The organism is Kribbella sp. (assembly GCF_035655035.1).
Lineage (GTDB): Bacteria > Actinomycetota > Actinomycetes > Propionibacteriales > Kribbellaceae > Kribbella.
This window is the reverse complement of record NZ_DASRVN010000586.1, coordinates 1-16,500: the sequence shown is the minus strand read 5'-3', so window position 1 is coordinate 16,500 and position 16,500 is coordinate 1. Positions and strand designations below refer to the sequence as shown.

Sequence of the window (16,500 nt, the reverse complement as noted above, 5' to 3'; positions counted from 1 at the left end):
GCAAGGGTTTCTGCGGTACCTAGAAGGAAGAGAGCGGCGTAAACCGCCCAGAGTGGTGCAGTGTGAAACAGTACTGCGGCACCGAGCGCAACCAGCACCAGTGCGCGAAAGATGTCAGCAGCAACGATCATGAGCCGCCGGTCGAGCCTGTCGACCAGCACGCCGCTGAACAGCGCGAACAGCAACCACGGCAACTGCTGGACGAACGCAGCGGCGCCAACGGCCGCCGGACGGGTGGTGATCGAGGCGACCAGCAACGGCCCGGCCGCGAGCATGGCGCCGTCGCCGAGGTTCGAGATGATCGCGGCCGGGAAGATCTTGCGGAAGTCGGCACCGAGCTCGGCCGGAACGACGTACGCGGCAAGCGAACGCATGTGAACTCCTGAGGGCAGGACGGAACGACGGGACACCGGCTCCAGCCGGTGGTCCGCCCGGTCAGCCGCCTCAGCGCACCGACCGGACGGTGTGTGCCATGCCCTCGAATGCCGTAGACATCGCTCCCACCTCCGTCCGTACCCGCGACGACCCCGCCGCTCCGCACACCGTACCGGCCGCTTCCCGCCCCCGCACTCCGGTTCCCCCCACCCCGCCTGCGCTATCCTCGACCCTCGGCGGAAACGCCAGGAGGGCTCGCATAGTGGCCGAGTGCGCTGGTCTTGAAAACCGGTATGGCGGGTGACCGTCATCGTGGGTTCGAATCCCACGCCCTCCGCTCAGCGCATGAGCTTCATCCGGGGCGCGGACGTGAGGCTGAAGCCGGAAGTCGGCGTTGGCGGGATCGTCGACCACGCATGGTGGTCACGTCAGTTGCCGGCGGCGAGGGTGTCCAGGTCGCGGGTGGCGAAGCGGAGGTGCTCCCATTCTTCTCCGAGGATCACGTGCAAGCAGGAGCGGGTGGTCACGGAGCGGGGGCCGTGCGGGCTGGTGCGGGCTTTGTCGAGTTCGGCCGGGGTGACGGTGGCGAGGAAGTCGCGGACCCTCGCGACCCGGCCGGCGCGGGCCTCCAGGACGTCGGCGTACGGCGGGTTGTCGGTCGAGGTGGCGCCGTAGCTCAGGCCCACCGGGTGGAAGTCTTCGCTTTCGAGGATGGAGCGGCCGAACCAGAGGTCGGTGGCGTGGACCAGGTGGCGCTGGGTCTGGGCGAACGACCACTCGCCGTCGACCGACGCGTCGACGGTGCCGTCGGGCATGCTCGCGGCGCGGTCGCGGGCCGCGGACCAGGCCTTCTCGGCGGCGGCCCAGGCGGCGCGGAGCCCGTCGGGGTCCTCGGCGCGGCGGTCCGCGCGGCCCGGGAAGCGGCGGTCGAGTTCGGCCTGGACGTACGGCGCGACCTCGACGCCGTTGACGATCAGGCTGGCGCCGGCCTCGGCGAGCCACGGCGCGTCGATGTCCGTGCCGCCGATGTCGACGCCACGCATCACCATGTCGGTCAGGTCGCACTCGACGAACCGCGCCCCCTTCAGGCTCGCCTCCGCGAACTCCGCCCCTCGCAAGTCGTCGCTCTGCCCGAACCTCGTCATCGCTGCTCCTTTGCTAGCTGTCGCGGGGAGCTTAACGGGGACTTAGGACAGAAAAGTCGTGCGTGGCCGCCCCGGCCCGTGGTGGGCTCGTGTCATGGATGCGACGAGTGCAGCGGAAAGAGTCGGCTTCAAGGACCCAGAACGCTTCCAGGGCCTGGGCACAGGACCGGAACTACCCGATGACGCCGGGGAGTTGATGGAGTACTGCGGCGTCACCCCGGAAGACCGCCGCGAGATGCTGGCGGCGCGGCCGGATCCGGAGCGGGAGCCGGAATGGTGGGCGATCACGTCCGCGCTGGCCGCCGAGGTGGAGCGGGACCTGGGCCTCGCCGTACCGTCCACGGGCTTCAACAGCTGGCCGACGGTGCCGCCGGACGCCTCACCGACGGGGATGTTCGCCGCCGCGTGGGCGTTGCTGGCGAACCTACCGCGGCTACGCGAGCTGCACGCGCAACGCGGCGTACCGGAGTCGGTGACTGTGGCAACCGTGTCCGCGTTGGGTGGCGTGATGGGGACGCACCGGCACATCCACGGACGCCCGGGCGTCGGGCTGATGCCGCTGTGGAGCCCACCGCTACGTTTTAGAGGTACGGACTACGAGATTGGCCGGCACGCGTTCACACGTACGCACCTAGGTATCGGTGACGGCGTCTCAGGACACCTACTGTCGATCCACATCCCGCCGATCGGCCCGCTCGACGCGCAGGAGTCAGAGGAGTCCGTTGCTGCAGCCGTGGAGTACTTCGGACGCTGGTACCCGGAAGAGCCGCTGGCCGGGATCGTCTGCCACTCCTGGCTCCTGGACCCGCAGCTGGCCGAGTACCTGCGTCCTGACACCAACATCATCCGGTTCCAGAACCGCTTCGACCTGCTCCCGTACCTGACCCCGGAAGACCCCTCCGAGGGAGACCGTGAGCTGATGCGTCTCGGCCTGCACCTCCCGGTACCTCCGGGACCGTTCACCGAGCAGGACCTCGCGGCTGTTCCTCAGGACACCACCCTGCGGCGGGCGTTCGTCGAACACCTGCGGGCCGGTCGCCACTGGCAGGTCCGTACCGGCATGCTGAAGACATGGAGCTGACGATTCCGGTCGGGCAAGACACAGTCTGGACCGAACACCTGGCCGGTGACGGCGTACCGATCGTCCTGCTGCACCCGGGTATCGGAGACTCGCGTGTCTGGGACCCGGTACTGCCAGGGCTCGACGGTCACCGCGTCCTTCGGTACGACGTCCGCGGCTACGGGCGGTCGCCGCTGCCGACGACCGAGTTCTCGTTGCTGCAGGATCTGGAGACCGTGCTGGACCAGCTGGAGCTGCAGCAGGTCCTGCTGGTCGGCTGCTCGATGGGTGGCGGTACTGCGCTCAGCTACGCACTGGCGCACCCGGAGCGCGTGCACGGATTGGTGCTGTTGTGTCCGGGCGTACCTGGCTTCCCCTGGCCGGAGGAGCCCGAGCTGGACGCACGGTACGACGTACTCGCGGCAGAGCGGGACGTGGACGGTCTCGTGCGGCTAGGACTGCGCGTATGGGCCGCAGCAGGCTCTGACGACGTAGTGGTGGCTCAGTTGCGTGCTGCCATTCCGGCGTGGTTCGAACAGGACGAGTACCTGCAACAGGACGCGCCTGTCTACGACCGGCTGCACGAGATCCAGGTGCCGTCGGTGGTCATGGTCGGTGACAAGGACCGTCCGATTCTCGCTGCCGTGGCCGGTGGCGCCTCCGCTCGGATCCCCGGCTGCGAGTTCGTCTGGATGCCCGGCACCGACCACTTCCCGAGCCTCCGGGAGCCGCAGCTGGTGACGGAGACCATCCTGCGGCTCGCCGGCGACTAGGACGCCGGATAGGACAGGTGCTGGTGGACCATCCGCCACCCGGCACCGGTCCGGCGGAACACCCGGGTGGCGCGCGACGTCGTCTCGGTTCCGCCGGCGGTGATGTGGTCGATCGACCAGGCGACGGCGAGGTCGCCGGCCGACTCGATGGTGGGGTCCGGGATCGTGAAGAGGATCGGGCCCGGACTGGACGCGAGACCGGCGGCGCACACCTCACGGACCGCCGGCTTCCCGGAGTAGTTGCCGTCGATCTCGTACGACACCACGTCGTCGGCGATCGGCTCCATCAGCGCGTCCAAGTCACCGGCCGCGGTGTCGGCGCCCCAACGGTCCAGCGTCGCCGTGATCTCGGGAGCCGCCGACGCGTCGTCGTGCGGGAACGAGTGGTGCTCGTGCGTGACCGTCCAGCGCCCGTCGACCTTGCGTAGGCCGATCGTCAGCCGCAGCAGCGGCCGGGGATCGCCGTCCGCCTCGCGGCAGTGCAGCAACGCGAACGCGAACGCCACGTCCGAGCCCGCGGTCACCTCCAGCGACTCCAGCTCGAACGATCCGCCGGACTGCTGCCACTTGAAGAACCCCGGCCAGGTCTCGGTGTACGCGGCCAGCCCGCGGACGCCGTCGTACGGCGGCGGCACGTCGAACATCACGATGTCCGGTGAGTGATCCGCCAGCACCGTGTCCAAATCACCCGCGTGGACGGCCGTGACCCAGTTCTCGATCAGGGTGCGGACCTGCTGCTCGTCAGTCATGTTCTCTCCTTCGGGAAGCTTTCACCCCCTACAACCCCGGAGATTCCGCAAACTCATCGCGGCAGCTCGGCCGGCAGCCCGTACGCCGGGAAGTCCGCCTCCAGGTACGACACCACCTCGACGATCTCGGATCCGCGCAGTACGACGACGTCGAGTCCGCCGGGTACGTACCGGTCCCCGTTGAGCAGGTAGGTGCCGAACGCGAGCTGGCCGTTCGCGCGTGCCGGGACGAACCGCCACTCCTCGCGCAGCGGTCCGTCGAGCAGGAACGCCCGGATCGCCTCCCGGCCGTGGAACCAGTCCGGCAACGGCGGCATCGAGTACTTCGCGTCCGCCGCGAGCATGGCCACGATTGCCTCGACGTCACGCGCCTCCCACGCGGCGACGTACCGCCGTACCAGGTCACGCTCGCCTGACTCACCCAGGGCGCGCAGTGTCTGCTGTTGGCTCGGTACGGCGCTCACGACAGACCGGGCACGCTGCAGCGCACTGTTCACGGCAGCAACCGACGTACCTAACTGCTCGGCCACCTCACGAGCACTGAACGCGAGTACGTCGCGCAGCAGCAGCGCTGCGCGTTGCAGAGCGGACAGGTGTTGCAAAGATGCGACGAACGCGAGCTCTACGGACTCCAGAGCCAGTAGCTCGCTCTCTGGTGTCAGCGACGACGTCCAGGCGAGCTGGCTCTCCGGATACGGCTCCAGCGTCTCAACGTCTCTCCGGCCACGCCGCTCGATCAGTGTGAGGCACCTGTTCGTGGCGATCTTGTAGAGCCACGGACGGATCGAGCCCCGGTCCTGGTACCCGCCGAGACCGCTCCAAGCGCGCAGCAGCGTCTCCTGTACTGCGTCCTCGGCGTCCACGGTGGAACCGAGCATCCGGTAGCAGTGCGCGTGCAGCTCGCCACGCCACGGATCGACCAGTTGTCCGAAGGCGTGCTCGTCACCCGCCCGCGCGGCCTCAAGCAGCTCATGCATCACTGGCACGCTAACGACCTGCTGGTCCAGCGATCCAGTACTGCGGCCGCTCGACCACTGTCCACAGCCTCCCGGCAGCGCTCGAAACAGCCCGCCAGCGGCTCGAGACCGGACTCCAACGACAGCGTCGCCAACGCGGCAGCAGCATTCAGCAGTACTACGTCCCGTACCGGTCCACGGTCTCCGCCGACCAGCCCGCGCAGCAGCCGCGCGTTGAAGGCTGCGTCGCCACCACGGAGCTCTGCGAGCGAGGATGGCCGCAGCCCGAGTGAACGCGGGTCGAAGACCGTCTCTGACGCCGATCCGTCATGCACGACCCACAGCCGCGAGTAGCCAGTAGTGGTGAGCTTGTCGAGCCCGTCGTCGCCTCTCGCGACCAGTGCTGACCTGCCCTGTGCAGCAAGCGCTTCTGCGAGCACAGGGAGCATGCGTGCGTTGGCTACCCCTACAAGCTGGTGCTGAGGGTCAGCAGGGTTCAGCAACGGTGCCAGCACGTTGAGCGCGGTCGGGACGGCCAGTTCGCGTCGTACGACCGCAGCCGCCCGGAGCGCCGGGTTGAAGCGTGGGGCGAACAGGTAGGTCAGGCCGATGTCAGCAGCCGCCTGCGCCGCGTCAGCCGCTGACAGGTCGAGGGGGACGCCAAGGTGCTCCACCAGGTCGCCAGAGCCCGCGGCTGAGGACGAAGCGGCGCGACCGCCGTGTTTGACCACAGTGACGCCGGCAGCGGCAACCACCACGGCGGCCATCGTGGAGATGTTCGCTGCACCCGTACGGTCTCCGCCGGTACCGACGATGTCCACGAACGGCCCGTGGATGCGCACAGGCGTCGCGTGTGAGCGCAGGGCCGCTGCCAAGCCGTTGAGCTCGTCCGCGGTCTCGCCCTTGGCGCGCAGTGCGACCAGAAACCCGGAGATCTGGGCCGGGGACGCCTCACCCAGCACCAACTGATCCATGGCCCAGCCGGTGTCCGCAGCCGACAGGTCGGAGCCGGCCAGGAGCGCGGAGATCAGACCGGACCACGTCCGGAGCGTTGTTGCCATCGGCATTCCTCAGGGTGCGGGGCCGCCCGCGAGGAGAACATGACAACGGCCGCCTCGCAGGAGACGGCCGGGTGGGTACGCGCGGGATCAGGCCGTCTGGTCGACGGCCCACCACATACCTGCGCGCTGGAACATGCCCTCACTTTACCCTTGCTGTCACATCTGGGTGAGCTGGTCCGTCATGGCTCTGAGGAGGGCAGTAGTGAACGAGCACGAGCAGTTGGCGCTGCGGTTCGAGGAGAGCCGAGGGCACCTGCGGGCCGTTGCTTACCGGATGCTCGGGTCGCTGGCGGAGGCGGAGGACGCCGTACAGGAGGCCTGGCTGCGGTTGAGCCGGACCGACGTGAGTGATGTCGGCAATCTGGGTGGCTGGCTGACCACGGTGGTGTCGCGGGTGTGCCTGGACATGTTGCGCAGCCGTAAGTCGCGGCGGGAGGACACGCTGGACACGTACGTCCCGGACCCGGTGCTGAGCGAGTTGGGGCCGGAGGACGAGGCGGTTCAGGCGGATGCGATCGGGCTGGCGTTGCTCGTCGTACTGGAGACGTTGTCGCCGGCCGAGCGGCTGGCGTTCGTGCTGCACGACCTGTTCGGGGTCGGGTTCGACGAGATCGCGACGATTGTGGACAAGTCGCCGGCCGCAGCGCGGCAGCTCGCCAGCCGGGCGCGGCGGCGGGTCCAGGGCGCGCCGGCGAGCGACGGGGACATGGGCCGGCAGCGGGCGATCGTCGACGCGTTCATGGCGGCGTCGCGGGGCGGGGACTTCGAGGCGCTGCTGGAGCTGCTCGACCCGGAGGTCCTGCTGCGTGCGGACGCAGGTGCGGCGAGTGCGCAGTACGCCGGGCCTGCTGTGTCGAAGCTGGTGCGTGGGGCGAAGGCGGTTGTCGAGCAGGCGCTCATGTTCAGCCGGATGGGGCCGTATCTGCAGGTGGCGCTGGTCAACGGGACGCCTGGACTGATCACTGTCGTCAACGGACGGCTGATGGGGGTCATGGCGGTGACTGTTACGGACGGGTTGATCACCGAGCTGGACATCCTGGCGGATGTGGAGCGGCTGGAGGTCATCCCGCTGCCAGCCTGAGCACACGGTGGGCCTGCGCTTCGGCGGTGCCAGGCGGGTTGCGGTGGGCGCTGGGACCTCCTGGGCCGATGAGCGTCAACCAGAACCCGGACCAGAGCCGGCGTGCGGCGTGGAAGCGCTCCGGATCCGCTGCGAACCGTCGTACGAGCGGAGTGGGGTCGGTGGTGCGCCATGCCAGGTGCTCGACGAGGTTGGCCAGCTCTACCGTGCGGTCACCGCGCCCGGAGTCCTCGAAGTCGATGATGCGGACCTGGCTGCCGTCCCAGAGGTAGTTGGTGAGGTTGGGGTCGCCGTGAGCCACCACAGGGGCCGGTAGGTCTGTCAGGTCCGGCGGCTCGTTGCTGAGCCAGGTGCCGGCCGCCTGCCCGATCACACCTCCGCTGGAGCTGAGGGCCGTCAGCCCGGCGCGCGTGCGCTCGACCAGCGGCGTCAGGTCGATCGGGTCCAGGGCGGCGGACGGGGTTGACCAGAGGGTCTCGAGTGCATCGCCCAGTGCTGTGAGTTGGGCGGAGGTAAGTGGGGCGGTCAGGGGATCGCCTGGGGTGCGGGTCATCTGTAGCCATGGGGTCGGGGGTGGTGAAGACGACAGTGGGGTGGGGGCTAGGTCGGGAGCTGTTTGTGAGAGGACGGTTAGGGCTGTCCACTCGCGGGTGGGTTCGTTGCGGGACCAGGAGGTGTAGTGCTTGGTGGCGGTGGTTTCGGTGAGTTCGATGTTGTGGGTCATGGATGTGTCGATATCAGAAGGTCCTCTTCGACGTATGGGCAGGAGCTGATACGGCGAGGGAGTTGACCGGATGTCGACGCAGGCTGTGGTTGCGGGTGGGCGTGACTTGGTGGCGGGGCTGTTGGGGGCGGGCTTCAACGGTGCGGTCCGGCTGCCGGGTGAGGTGGAGTACGACGTACAGCGGCGGTCCGTGATCCCGGCGGTGGATTCGCGTCCGCTCGTGGTGGCCGAGGCGTACGGGCGTACCGACGTACAGGCGGCGGTGCGGACCGCTCGGGAGTACGGCGTACCGATCGCGGTGCAGGCGACCGGGCACGGGACGCGGGTGCCGGCGGACGGCGGGATCCTGTTGAAGACGACGCCGATGACGACGGTGCTGATCGACGCGGAGCGGCGGATCGCGAAGGTCGCGCCGGGTGCGCGCTGGGGTGCGGTGCTCGACGCCGCCCGGCAGTTCGGGCTCGCGCCGTTGTCCGGCTCGCACCGCGACGTCGGCGTCACCGGGTACACGCTCGGCGGCGGCGTCGGGTGGCTGGCCCGCAAGTACGGGTTCGCCGCCGACAGCGTGGTCCGGGCCGAGGTCGTCACCGCCGACGGCCGCTTCGTCACCGCGAGCGCCGAGCACCACCCCGACCTGTTCTGGGCGATCCGCGGCGGCACCGGCAACTTCGGCGTCGTCACCTCGCTGGAATTCCGCCTGTATCCGGTCCGCGAGGTGTACGCGGGCGTCGTGTACCACGGCATCGACAACGCCGCCGCGATCCTCCGCGGGTACCGCGACTGGACCGCGACGATCCCCAACGAACTGAGCACCGCGGTCGTCCTCACCCGCGTCCCCGGCACCGAGCAGCGCGCCGTCGCGATCAAGGTCCTGTACGCCGGCCCCGCCGAGCTCGCGGAACACCTGCTGAAGCCGCTCTTCGCGGTAGCCGGACCGCGCCTGGCCGGCGAGCTCCGGACCATCGAGTACGCCGACGCCGCGATGGGCGGCACCCCCGCACGGCACCTGGACTTCCTGGACACGCTCACCGACGACGTGATCGACGTGATCGCCGACCTCGAGGACGCGACGGTCGAAGTACGGCACTGGGGCGGTGCGATGGCGCACCCCGGCCCGGGCGCCGGGCCGGTCGGGCACCGCGCTGCGGCGTACTCGCTGATCATCGACCGCGAGGTGGACCTGCCGTCCTCCGGCCGGACCTTCGTGAACTTCCTCGGCGACCCGGGACGCGCGGATACGGCATACGACCCGAAGGACCTGCGGCGGCTGCGTGAGGTGAAGCGGGCCTACGACCCGTCGAACCTGTTCCACCTCAACGCGAACATCCGGCCTTGAGGATCAGACCGTGCCCGAGTTTCCGTAGACCGATACGTGCACGTGGTCCATGTGGTTCGCCGTCGCGCTGCCGCGGTCCGGCATCGCGCGCCAGCCCTCGCTGCTGCGCTGCACCGTCCAGATGTGCTGCTCCCAGATCAACTGGCTGACGCCGAGCTTCTTGTAGTTCGCCTTCAGCCAGTCGGCGATCGCCTGGCCCTCCGAAGCGCTGTTGATCATGATGTCCACCGCGTGCCCGGTCGCATGCTCGGACCCGGTGTCGCCGGCCCGCAGACCGCCGTACGTCGAGATGTCGGGGTACATCGCGCAGATCGCCCGGTGCACCCGGATCGCGTCCGGGGTCAGGCCTTGCTCCATGCCGGAGCCGGACTTGCAGGCTGCCTGCGAGATCGCGCCCCCGGCCGAGCCGACGACCTGCGCGACCGGCTTGGTCGCGGCCAGGTACTGCGACTTCACCCAGCGGGACTTGCCGTCGCTGACGACCTCGGCGTACAGGCCGTCGACCTTGCCGGTGACCGAGATCTTGGTGCCCTTGGGCAACACGTCCAGCAGGATGCCGGTCAGCGGCAGCGACCAGAGGTTCACGTCGGTGGTGGTGTACTTCGTGCCGGTGATCTGCGGCGCCTGGGTCACCTCTTGGCTGGCGCGGGTCTTCGCGGCGGTCGGCTTCGGGATCGGCGCCTGCTTCTTCAGGTGCTTGGCCGTCGGGCTCGCGGTCGGTGTCGGCTTCGGCGTGCTGCTCGGCGTCGCCGTGGTCGGGTTGATCGGCGGCCGCAGGGCGTCCCGGCTGATCGTGGTGTCGCGCGACAGCTGCAGGGACGAGCTGGCGATCGACGGTTCGAGCTGAACGTGCTGGCTGGGGAACGCGGCCGCGGAACCGGTGGCCACCAGCGCCACCGCCGCGCCGGGGATCGCAACCTTCACGATGCCGGGCTGGAGCACCTTCGGACGCAGCTGACGGTGCCGCGCCTGACTATGTCGACCTGCCACTTGAAGACCCAATCTGCCGAGACCAAAACGTTATCGACCGGAGGAGTCAAACACACATCACCGCGCCGGTTCGCATCGACCCCGAGTCTTAACGCATTGCGAACATCCACAGGCAGGCCTCCGCCGTGACCTGCCCGCTATCCGGAAGTAATCCGTTCGAGATCAAACGCTTGGTGGGCAGAACGCCGCCGTGATCCCCCTGGCCAGGTGGTCGCCGTACTGCTGCGGGGTCCACCCGCGCTGCAGCACGAGCAGCTCGTAGAGCTCGACCGAGCTGTACGTCCACAGCACGTCGGCGACCTCGTCGAGCGTGATGGACCTGGATCACACGGAGGGGTGTGATCCAGGGCGCGGCGGACCGGTGTGCTGTGCGGTTGACTGCGCGGGTGGGATTTCGGGTTGAGGGTGGCGCGGTCGCGCGGTTGGTGATCGACCGGGTCGCGAAGCGGAATGCGTTGACGCGGGCGATGTGGCAGGAGCTGCCGAGCCTGCTCGGCGAGCTTGCGGCCGACGACGAGGTCAAGGTTCTGCTGGTGACCGGGGAAGGGCCGAGCTTCTCCGCCGGGGCCGATATCCGGGAGCTGATCTCCGGGGCGGACCCCGAGGATCCGATGGCGGAGCTGCGGGCGGCCAACCTGCGCGCGCAGGCGGCGCTGCGGGAGTTCCCGAAGCCGACGGTGGCGGTGGTTCGCGGGCATTGCATCGGTGGCGGACTGGAGATCGCGGTGAACTGCGACTTCCGGTTCGCCGCCCGGGACGCGAGCTTCGGCGTCACACCGGCCCGGATCGGCGTCGTCTACCCGCCGGCCGCTATCAAGGTACTGCTGGACCTGGTCGGCCCGGCGACCACGAAGTACCTGCTGTTCAGCGGTGACCTGCTGACCGCGGACGAGGCCGAAGGGAAGGGCCTGGTCGACCGGGTCGCCGACGACCCGATGGCTGCGGCCGAGACGTTCGCGGCGACGTTGGTATCGCGGTCGCAGTTGACGATCCGCTCGGCCAAGGAGTCGGTGAACGCGCTGCTCGGCGGCACCGACGCGGATGCGGTAGCGGTAGCGGTACGGCGGTATCGCGAGACGATCGCGTCCGGCGAACTCGCCGAAGGTATCGAGGCGTTCACGCAGAAGCGGATGCCGAAGTTCAGATGACCGTGCCGCGGAGCTCGACCCGGTCGCCGACCGCTGCCGACACCCGGCCGGCGATCGCCTGCGCCTGGTCGTCATCGGCCGCGTCGACCAGGTAGAACCCGGCCAGCTGCTCCTTCGACTCGCCGAACGGCCCGTCGGTCACCACCTGCTGACCGTTGCGGATCTGCACGATCCGTCCCTGCTCGGGCGGCAGCAGCCCTTCCGAACTGATCAGCTCGCCGGAGCTCGCGAGCTCCTGCTCGAGCGCGATCAGCCGCTGGAGTGCCGCCTCGTCCTCGGCGGTCCACTCCCGGTCGACGCTCCGGAAGATCATCACGACGTACTTCATGAGGTCACCGTAACCGCGTGGACCGACAGAACCCCGCGGACCGTCCGCGGGGTTCCGGGCTCGTTCCGATCAGTACCAGTGCCGCCTGCCGCCGATCAGCCGGCCGGTCGAGCCGACGATCCAGAACACGGCTCCGATCACGAGCAGGATGATGCCGATGGTCCACAGGATCGAGATGTGCAGCAGGAACCCGAGTATCAGCAGAATCAATCCGAGGATGAGCATGATGCCTCCTTCACCGAGGGCCGTCGTGCGGACGGTGCGGCCACGGACTTCCGGTGCCCACTCTTATGCCCGTGAACCTCCAACGGTTGTTTGACCAGCAGGCATCCGGCGATCCCGATTGCGATGAAGACCCACACGGTCGCGAAGGCGATCCGGTAGCCATGGGTGAGTGCATCGGGTGTAGTGCCCGAGGTACTCGCAGTAGCGACGGCCGAGACCACGGCGACCCCGACCGCGCCGCCGATCTGGAAGCTGGCGTTCTGTAGGCCGGACGCGACGCCCGCGTCCTCGCCCGCCACGTCGCTGAGGGACGCGATCGATCCGGCGACCGTACCGGCGCCCAGCCCGGCGCCGAAGATCGTGAGGCCCCAGAAGGCCAGCTCGAAGTACCCGGAGGTCACGGTGAGCCTGGTCATCAGCGTCGTACCGATTCCTGCGACCAGTAGTGAGAAGAACGCGACCACGCGTGGCCCAACGCGGGTGACGAGGTGCTGGCCGACCATGGACCCACCTACCGCCGTTGCGGCCAGTACTGCGGACATGAGGCCGTAGCGAACCGCAGACGCGCCAAGAGCGAGCTGTGCGTACTGCGTGTACACGAAGTTCAGACCGAACGCAGCCAGGCCCCAGCTGATCGTGATGAGGTTTCCACCGACCAGTGCGCGCGAGCGGAAGAGCCTTAGCGGTACGAGCGGTGCAGCCGACCGCTTCTCGACGAAGACGAACAGTACGAACAAGAAGCCCGACAGCACTACCAAGAGCCCTGTGCGCGTCACAGACGACGCAGGGGCCTGAATGACGGCGTACACCAGCACGATGAGCGCAGCCGTGACCGTTGCTGCACCAGCTACGTCGAAGCCACGCCGCCCTGGTCCACGGCTGTCCTGCAGCAGCAGTGGCGCCAGTACGAAGACCAGCACGCACACGGGCGCGTTGATGAAGAAGATCCACTGCCAGCCGAGCCCGTCCGTCACAGGGCCTCCGATCAGCGAGCCCGCCGTACCTCCCACGCCACTCGTCGCGCCCCAGATCCCCAGCGCCTTGTTGCGGTCCGGCCCCGACGGGAACGTGGTCATCACGATCGACAGCGCGCTAGGAGCCAGTACGGCGGCCGCGGCGCCCTGCAGCCCGCGGGCGAGCACCAACGCATCACCGCTCCACGCGAACCCGCACAGCAAGGAGGAACCGGCGAACAGCAACAGCCCGGTCATGAACACACGCCGTCGCCCCAGCAGGTCGGAGATCCGTCCACCGAGCAGCAGAAGACCGCCGAACATCAACGCGTACCCGCTAGGGACCCACTGCACGCCACCGGTCGAGAAGGTCAGCTCCCGCTCGATCGACGGGATCGCGACCAGCACGATCGAGGAGTCCAGGATGATCATGAACCCGGTCAGACACAGCAGCGCGAGCGCGGCCCAGCGCTTCGATTCCGGCACCATCAGTCATCTCCAGTACGGCGGGGACACCCCGGCTGAGCGTCACTCGCCGGGGACGTCGGTACCGACCTGCTGTACTTCGACATATCGGGACTGTCGAAGTACGGGCTGCCGGTTTCGACGTACCTGGTGATTGGAGGTCACAGCGGCCTCCGCTGGGGACAGGATGGTGTCTGTGAAGTACATGCTGCTGATCTACAGCAACGCGGAGAGCTGGGAAGGCCTGTCCGCCGAGCAGCGCGAGGGCCTGACGCAGGCGCACGAGTCGATCGCGCGGGAGCTGACCGAGCAGGGCCTGCTGGTCAGTGCGGCCGGGCTGGCAGATCCGATCACGACCCGGACCGTACGGGTCGTCGACGAGATCGCAACCACCACGGACGGGCCGTACGCCGAGGCCAAGGAGCACTTGGCCGGGTTCTACCTGGTGGAGTGCGACGACATCGACCAGGCGATCGGGTACGCCGCCCGGATGCCCGACGCGGAGTACGTGGCCGTGGAGGTGCGACCTGTGATGGACATGTCCGGGCTGGAGATGTGAGCAACTTCGAGCTCCTGTTGCGGGAGCAGGCGCCGCAGGTGCTGAGTGCGCTCGTCCGGCACTACGGCCACTTCGACCTGGCTGAGGAGGCCGTACAGGAGGCCCTGCTCGCGGCCGCGCAGCAGTGGCCGGAGGAAGGCGTACCGGACAACCCGCGGGGCTGGCTGATCCGGGTGGGGTCGCGGCGGCTCACCGACCTGCTCCGCAGCGAGTCGGCGCGCCGGCGGCGGGAGGAGAACGCGGCACAGCTCGCCGCGCCGGAGGAATTCGTTGCCGCAGGCCCCGAGATCGACGACCCGGGCGGCCGGGACGACACACTGACGCTGCTGTTCCTCTGCTGTCATCCGGCGCTGTCAGCGGCGTCGCAGATCGCGCTGACGCTGCGGGCCGTCGGCGGTCTCAGTACGGCGCAGATCGCGGCGGCGTTCCTGGTGCCGGAATCCACCATGGCGCAGCGGATCAGCCGCGCCAAGCGGAGCATCAAGCAGGCCGGCAGTACGTTCGAGATGCCCCCTGAGGCGGAGCGCGACGAGCGGATGGGCGCCGTACTGCATGTCCTCTACCTGATCTTCAACGAGGGCTACACGGCCTCTTCCGGTACATCGCTGCACAGTGCGGAGCTGACGACAGAGGCGATCCGGCTTGTGCGCGGCGTACGGAAGCTGCTGCCGGACGACGGTGAGGTGGCAGGGCTGTTGGCGTTGATGCTGCTGACCGACGCGCGACGGCTCGCCCGTACCGGTGCCGACGGCGCGCTGATCCCACTGGCCGAGCAGGACCGCTCGAAGTGGGACCGGGCCGCCGTCGTCGAGGGCGAGGCCCTGGTGAGCGATGCGCTGTCCCGGACGCAGCTGGGGCCGTACCAGGTGCAGGCGGCGATTGCCGCCGTACATGACACCGCGGAGAGCGCCGACGCGACGGACTGGCGCCAGATCGTCGCGTTGTACGACGTACTCGAGCAGCTGGTCGACAACCCGATGGTGAAGCTCAACCACGCGGTAGCGGTCGGTATGGCGGTCGGCCCGCAGCAGGGGCTCGCCGTACTCGAGCCACTCGCGTCGGACGACCGCATGAACCACCGGCTGGAAGCAGTCCGCGCACACTTGCTCGAGATGTCCGGGGACCTGGCTGCTGCGCGTGAGAGCTACCTGCTGGCGGCGCGGCGTACGACGAGCGTGCCGGAGCGGCATTACTTGCAGTCGAAAGCGGACCGTCTCGCGTGAGATGTTGGACTGGTGGATCTCACCAGGGCCTCACTCCTCCGGGAGATGCTGAGCGGCACCGAGCTGGGTAACCGGACCACGGAGTTCGGTTACGCGCTACGGCGGTTCACCACCCGACGCAGCGGGCTGATGCTGTTCGGGCCGGTCGACGAGGAGCCGTGGCACCTCACAGCACACCTGGACGACGAGCTGCGCATGGCCGGCGTCGAGGACCTGCGGCCGTCCCTGGTGCGCTGGGCGCCGCCTCCGGACGCTCCACCGCACCTGGCGATCGGACTGGACCGGCTACGCGACGCAGGTCGTGGCGAGTCGCTGCTGGTCGTTGCCGAGGACGCACCCGCCGACACGCTGCTGGAGCGCATCAGCGACGTCCGGAAACGCGGTACGACGATCTTCAGCATCGGCAACGGTGACAAGGAGCTGACGTCTCTCAGTCACGAGGCGCTCGTACCCGAGCTGCTCGTGCCGGAGGGGTTCGGCTGGACCACGCGTGAGATCCAGCCGGAGGCCACCGAGATCGACGAGGGCTTCGAGACCGCCCAGCACCTGGTCAGTCTCGCGGCAGCCGACGACGAGGCCGGCCAATCCGGCTGGCGCCGCCGCCTCCGCAACGCCATCGAACGACTGAGCGGCGAGCCCGCCTGAGGCCGGCCCGAAGCTCTCCTGAGGCTTTACCAAAATCTGTGGTGGCGAGGTTAGACATTCGGCAGTGGCGTGTGTAGTGTCCTTCTTGTCGACAGAGAAGAACATCGAAGCTGAGGTGGACAGCTACCGACCTGTCCAGAGTTGTGTAAGTAGGTACGACGACGAATGCCCGCCAGTGCCAGTAGTTCGCCGGGCGGGTGCCGCGGCTCATCAGAGGGAGGTGGTCTTCGGTTACGCAAGGTGGTAATCCCGCAGGGTCAGCTTCCAAGTGGCACGCTGCGGATCTGTAAGGGCCGGCCTTACGGCTGGTAGATGGTGATAATCCACAACCCCAGGGCCCCGGTGCTTCGGCACCGGGGCCCATCGACATGGAGGTTTGATGCCCCGAACCCGCACGCGGAGACCCTGATGAGTTCAACCCCCACCTCGGGACCGGCCAGCTTCGACGACGAGGACTACCCCGCGTTCACCATGGGCCGGGCTGCCGAGATGCTCGGCACCACGCCGGGGTTCCTCCGAAGCCTGGACGAAGCCAAGCTGATCACCCCGCAACGCTCCGAGGGCGGCCACCGCCGCTACTCGCGCTACCAGCTGCGCCTGGCCGCCCGGGCCCGTGAGCTCGTCGACCAGGGCACCGCGCTCGAGGCCGCCTGCCGGATCATCATCCTGGAAGACCAGCTCGCCGAAGCCCTCCGCATCAACGA

The 16,500-nt window shown here is 68.5% G+C and carries 20 protein-coding genes and 1 tRNA gene; 10 read left to right on the top strand and 11 right to left on the bottom strand.

The features are described from left to right. Window positions 1-374 (bottom strand): MFS transporter (locus VFF46_RS31160; protein WP_325040811.1); only part of this gene is annotated, 374 nt, incomplete at its 3' end. Window positions 375-623: 249 nt separating this feature from the next. Here VFF46_RS31160 and VFF46_RS31155 point away from each other — a divergent pair. Then, window positions 624-712 (top strand) — tRNA-Ser (locus tag VFF46_RS31155). 91 nt (window positions 713-803) lie between these two features. On the opposite strand, the gene VFF46_RS31150 is transcribed toward VFF46_RS31155, so the two are convergent. Further along, window positions 804-1,520 (bottom strand): DinB family protein, encoded by a 717-nt coding sequence (locus tag VFF46_RS31150; RefSeq protein ID WP_325040810.1) that lies wholly within the window; start codon window positions 1,518-1,520, stop codon window positions 804-806. Window positions 1,521-1,614: 94 nt separating this feature from the next. On the opposite strand from VFF46_RS31150, the gene VFF46_RS31145 reads away from it, so the two are divergent. Then, window positions 1,615-2,601, top strand: coding sequence for an acyltransferase domain-containing protein (locus VFF46_RS31145; protein WP_325040809.1), 987 nt, complete (start codon window positions 1,615-1,617; stop codon window positions 2,599-2,601). Beyond that, window positions 2,592-3,353, top strand: a complete 762-nt coding sequence (locus VFF46_RS31140; protein WP_325040808.1) for an alpha/beta hydrolase — start codon at window positions 2,592-2,594, stop codon at window positions 3,351-3,353. The genes VFF46_RS31145 and VFF46_RS31140 overlap by 10 nt, the downstream gene beginning before the upstream one ends. On the opposite strand, the gene VFF46_RS31135 is transcribed toward VFF46_RS31140, so the two are convergent. Genes VFF46_RS31135 through trpD form a run of 3 tightly spaced genes read right to left on the bottom strand, consistent with a single transcriptional unit; the run spans window position 3,350 to window position 6,119 of the window. Beyond that, a complete protein-coding gene (locus VFF46_RS31135; RefSeq protein WP_325040807.1) occupies window positions 3,350-4,102 on the bottom strand; it encodes a YybH family protein in 753 nt (250 codons plus the stop codon). The two genes, VFF46_RS31140 and VFF46_RS31135, sit on opposite strands and share 4 nt — an antisense overlap. A 53-nt stretch (window positions 4,103-4,155) precedes the next feature. Then, on the bottom strand, window positions 4,156-5,079 hold the full coding sequence (locus tag VFF46_RS31130; protein ID WP_325040806.1) for a sigma-70 family RNA polymerase sigma factor: 924 nt from the start codon (window positions 5,077-5,079) through the stop codon (window positions 4,156-4,158). Beyond that, window positions 5,079-6,119, bottom strand: a complete 1,041-nt coding sequence (gene trpD, locus VFF46_RS31125) for an anthranilate phosphoribosyltransferase (RefSeq protein WP_325040805.1) — start codon at window positions 6,117-6,119, stop codon at window positions 5,079-5,081. Before trpD ends, VFF46_RS31130 begins: the two co-directional genes overlap by 1 nt. 202 nt (window positions 6,120-6,321) lie before the next feature. On the opposite strand from trpD, the gene VFF46_RS31120 reads away from it, so the two are divergent. Beyond that, window positions 6,322-7,200: a sigma-70 family RNA polymerase sigma factor gene (locus VFF46_RS31120; protein ID WP_325040804.1), complete on the top strand. Its 879-nt coding sequence runs from the start codon at window positions 6,322-6,324 to the stop codon at window positions 7,198-7,200. On the opposite strand, the gene VFF46_RS31115 is transcribed toward VFF46_RS31120, so the two are convergent. Beyond that, window positions 7,181-7,924 (bottom strand): aminoglycoside phosphotransferase family protein, encoded by a 744-nt coding sequence (locus tag VFF46_RS31115; RefSeq protein ID WP_325040803.1) that lies wholly within the window; start codon window positions 7,922-7,924, stop codon window positions 7,181-7,183. The two genes, VFF46_RS31120 and VFF46_RS31115, sit on opposite strands and share 20 nt — an antisense overlap. A gap of 70 nt (window positions 7,925-7,994) precedes the next feature. On the opposite strand from VFF46_RS31115, the gene VFF46_RS31110 reads away from it, so the two are divergent. Next, the gene (locus VFF46_RS31110) at window positions 7,995-9,260 is read left to right on the top strand and encodes an FAD-binding oxidoreductase (protein ID WP_325040802.1); all 1,266 of its coding nucleotides are present in this window, start codon (window positions 7,995-7,997) and stop codon (window positions 9,258-9,260) included. Between the two features lie 3 nt (window positions 9,261-9,263). Here the strand turns inward: VFF46_RS31110 and VFF46_RS31105 are convergent, their stop codons facing one another. Beyond that, window positions 9,264-10,250 (bottom strand): SH3 domain-containing protein, encoded by a 987-nt coding sequence (locus tag VFF46_RS31105; protein ID WP_325040801.1) that lies wholly within the window; start codon window positions 10,248-10,250, stop codon window positions 9,264-9,266. 162 nt (window positions 10,251-10,412) lie between these two features. Continuing rightward, window positions 10,413-10,541, bottom strand: a complete 129-nt coding sequence (locus VFF46_RS31100; RefSeq protein WP_325040800.1) for a hypothetical protein — start codon at window positions 10,539-10,541, stop codon at window positions 10,413-10,415. Window positions 10,542-10,636: 95 nt separating this feature from the next. On the opposite strand from VFF46_RS31100, the gene VFF46_RS31095 reads away from it, so the two are divergent. Continuing rightward, window positions 10,637-11,398 carry an enoyl-CoA hydratase/isomerase family protein gene (locus tag VFF46_RS31095; protein ID WP_325040799.1) on the top strand — a complete coding sequence of 254 codons (762 nt, stop codon included), beginning with the start codon at window positions 10,637-10,639 and terminating at the stop codon, window positions 11,396-11,398. On the opposite strand, the gene VFF46_RS31090 is transcribed toward VFF46_RS31095, so the two are convergent. The 3 genes from VFF46_RS31090 to VFF46_RS31080 form a co-directional block, all read right to left on the bottom strand. Then, on the bottom strand, window positions 11,391-11,726 hold the full coding sequence (locus VFF46_RS31090; protein ID WP_325040798.1) for a YciI family protein: 336 nt from the start codon (window positions 11,724-11,726) through the stop codon (window positions 11,391-11,393). The two genes, VFF46_RS31095 and VFF46_RS31090, sit on opposite strands and share 8 nt — an antisense overlap. Before the next feature lie 69 nt (window positions 11,727-11,795). Continuing rightward, window positions 11,796-11,951, bottom strand: a complete 156-nt coding sequence (locus VFF46_RS31085) for a hypothetical protein (protein WP_325040797.1) — start codon at window positions 11,949-11,951, stop codon at window positions 11,796-11,798. Further along, on the bottom strand, window positions 11,933-13,393 hold the full coding sequence (locus VFF46_RS31080; RefSeq protein WP_325040796.1) for an MFS transporter: 1,461 nt from the start codon (window positions 13,391-13,393) through the stop codon (window positions 11,933-11,935). The genes VFF46_RS31085 and VFF46_RS31080 overlap by 19 nt, the downstream gene beginning before the upstream one ends. A 181-nt stretch (window positions 13,394-13,574) precedes the next feature. Here VFF46_RS31080 and VFF46_RS31075 point away from each other — a divergent pair, with 181 nt between their 5' ends. The 4 genes from VFF46_RS31075 to VFF46_RS31060 form a co-directional block, all read left to right on the top strand. Beyond that, window positions 13,575-13,928 (top strand): YciI family protein, encoded by a 354-nt coding sequence (locus tag VFF46_RS31075; RefSeq protein ID WP_325040812.1) that lies wholly within the window; start codon window positions 13,575-13,577, stop codon window positions 13,926-13,928. Then, entirely contained in the window at window positions 13,925-15,151 is a 1,227-nt protein-coding gene (locus tag VFF46_RS31070; RefSeq protein WP_325040795.1) for an RNA polymerase sigma factor, read from the top strand. The genes VFF46_RS31075 and VFF46_RS31070 overlap by 4 nt, the downstream gene beginning before the upstream one ends. A gap of 12 nt (window positions 15,152-15,163) precedes the next feature. Further along, complete coding sequence (locus tag VFF46_RS31065) at window positions 15,164-15,796, top strand: hypothetical protein (protein WP_325040794.1); 633 nt, start codon at window positions 15,164-15,166, stop codon at window positions 15,794-15,796. A gap of 408 nt (window positions 15,797-16,204) precedes the next feature. Further along, on the top strand, window positions 16,205-16,500 hold a 296-nt coding region (locus VFF46_RS31060; RefSeq protein WP_325040793.1), incomplete at its 3' end, for a MerR family transcriptional regulator.

Bases quoted from the DNA above. Each gene is read 5' to 3' on its own strand.
- VFF46_RS31150 (WP_325040810.1), bottom strand. From the start codon at position 1,520: ATGACGAGGTTCGGGCAGAGCGACGACTTGCGAGGGGCGGAGTTCGCG.
- VFF46_RS31145 (WP_325040809.1), top strand. From the start codon at position 1,615: ATGGATGCGACGAGTGCAGCGGAAAGAGTCGGCTTCAAGGACCCAGAA.
- VFF46_RS31140 (WP_325040808.1), top strand. From the start codon at position 2,592: ATGGAGCTGACGATTCCGGTCGGGCAAGACACAGTCTGGACCGAACAC.
- VFF46_RS31135 (WP_325040807.1), bottom strand. From the start codon at position 4,102: ATGACTGACGAGCAGCAGGTCCGCACCCTGATCGAGAACTGGGTCACG.
- VFF46_RS31130 (WP_325040806.1), bottom strand. From the start codon at position 5,079: ATGCATGAGCTGCTTGAGGCCGCGCGGGCGGGTGACGAGCACGCCTTC.
- trpD (WP_325040805.1), bottom strand. From the start codon at position 6,119: ATGGCAACAACGCTCCGGACGTGGTCCGGTCTGATCTCCGCGCTCCTG.
- VFF46_RS31115 (WP_325040803.1), bottom strand. From the start codon at position 7,924: ATGACCCACAACATCGAACTCACCGAAACCACCGCCACCAAGCACTAC.
- VFF46_RS31110 (WP_325040802.1), top strand. From the start codon at position 7,995: ATGTCGACGCAGGCTGTGGTTGCGGGTGGGCGTGACTTGGTGGCGGGG.
- VFF46_RS31090 (WP_325040798.1), bottom strand. From the start codon at position 11,726: ATGAAGTACGTCGTGATGATCTTCCGGAGCGTCGACCGGGAGTGGACC.
- VFF46_RS31085 (WP_325040797.1), bottom strand. From the start codon at position 11,951: ATGCTCATCCTCGGATTGATTCTGCTGATACTCGGGTTCCTGCTGCAC.
- VFF46_RS31080 (WP_325040796.1), bottom strand. From the start codon at position 13,393: ATGGTGCCGGAATCGAAGCGCTGGGCCGCGCTCGCGCTGCTGTGTCTG.
- VFF46_RS31075 (WP_325040812.1), top strand. From the start codon at position 13,575: ATGCTGCTGATCTACAGCAACGCGGAGAGCTGGGAAGGCCTGTCCGCC.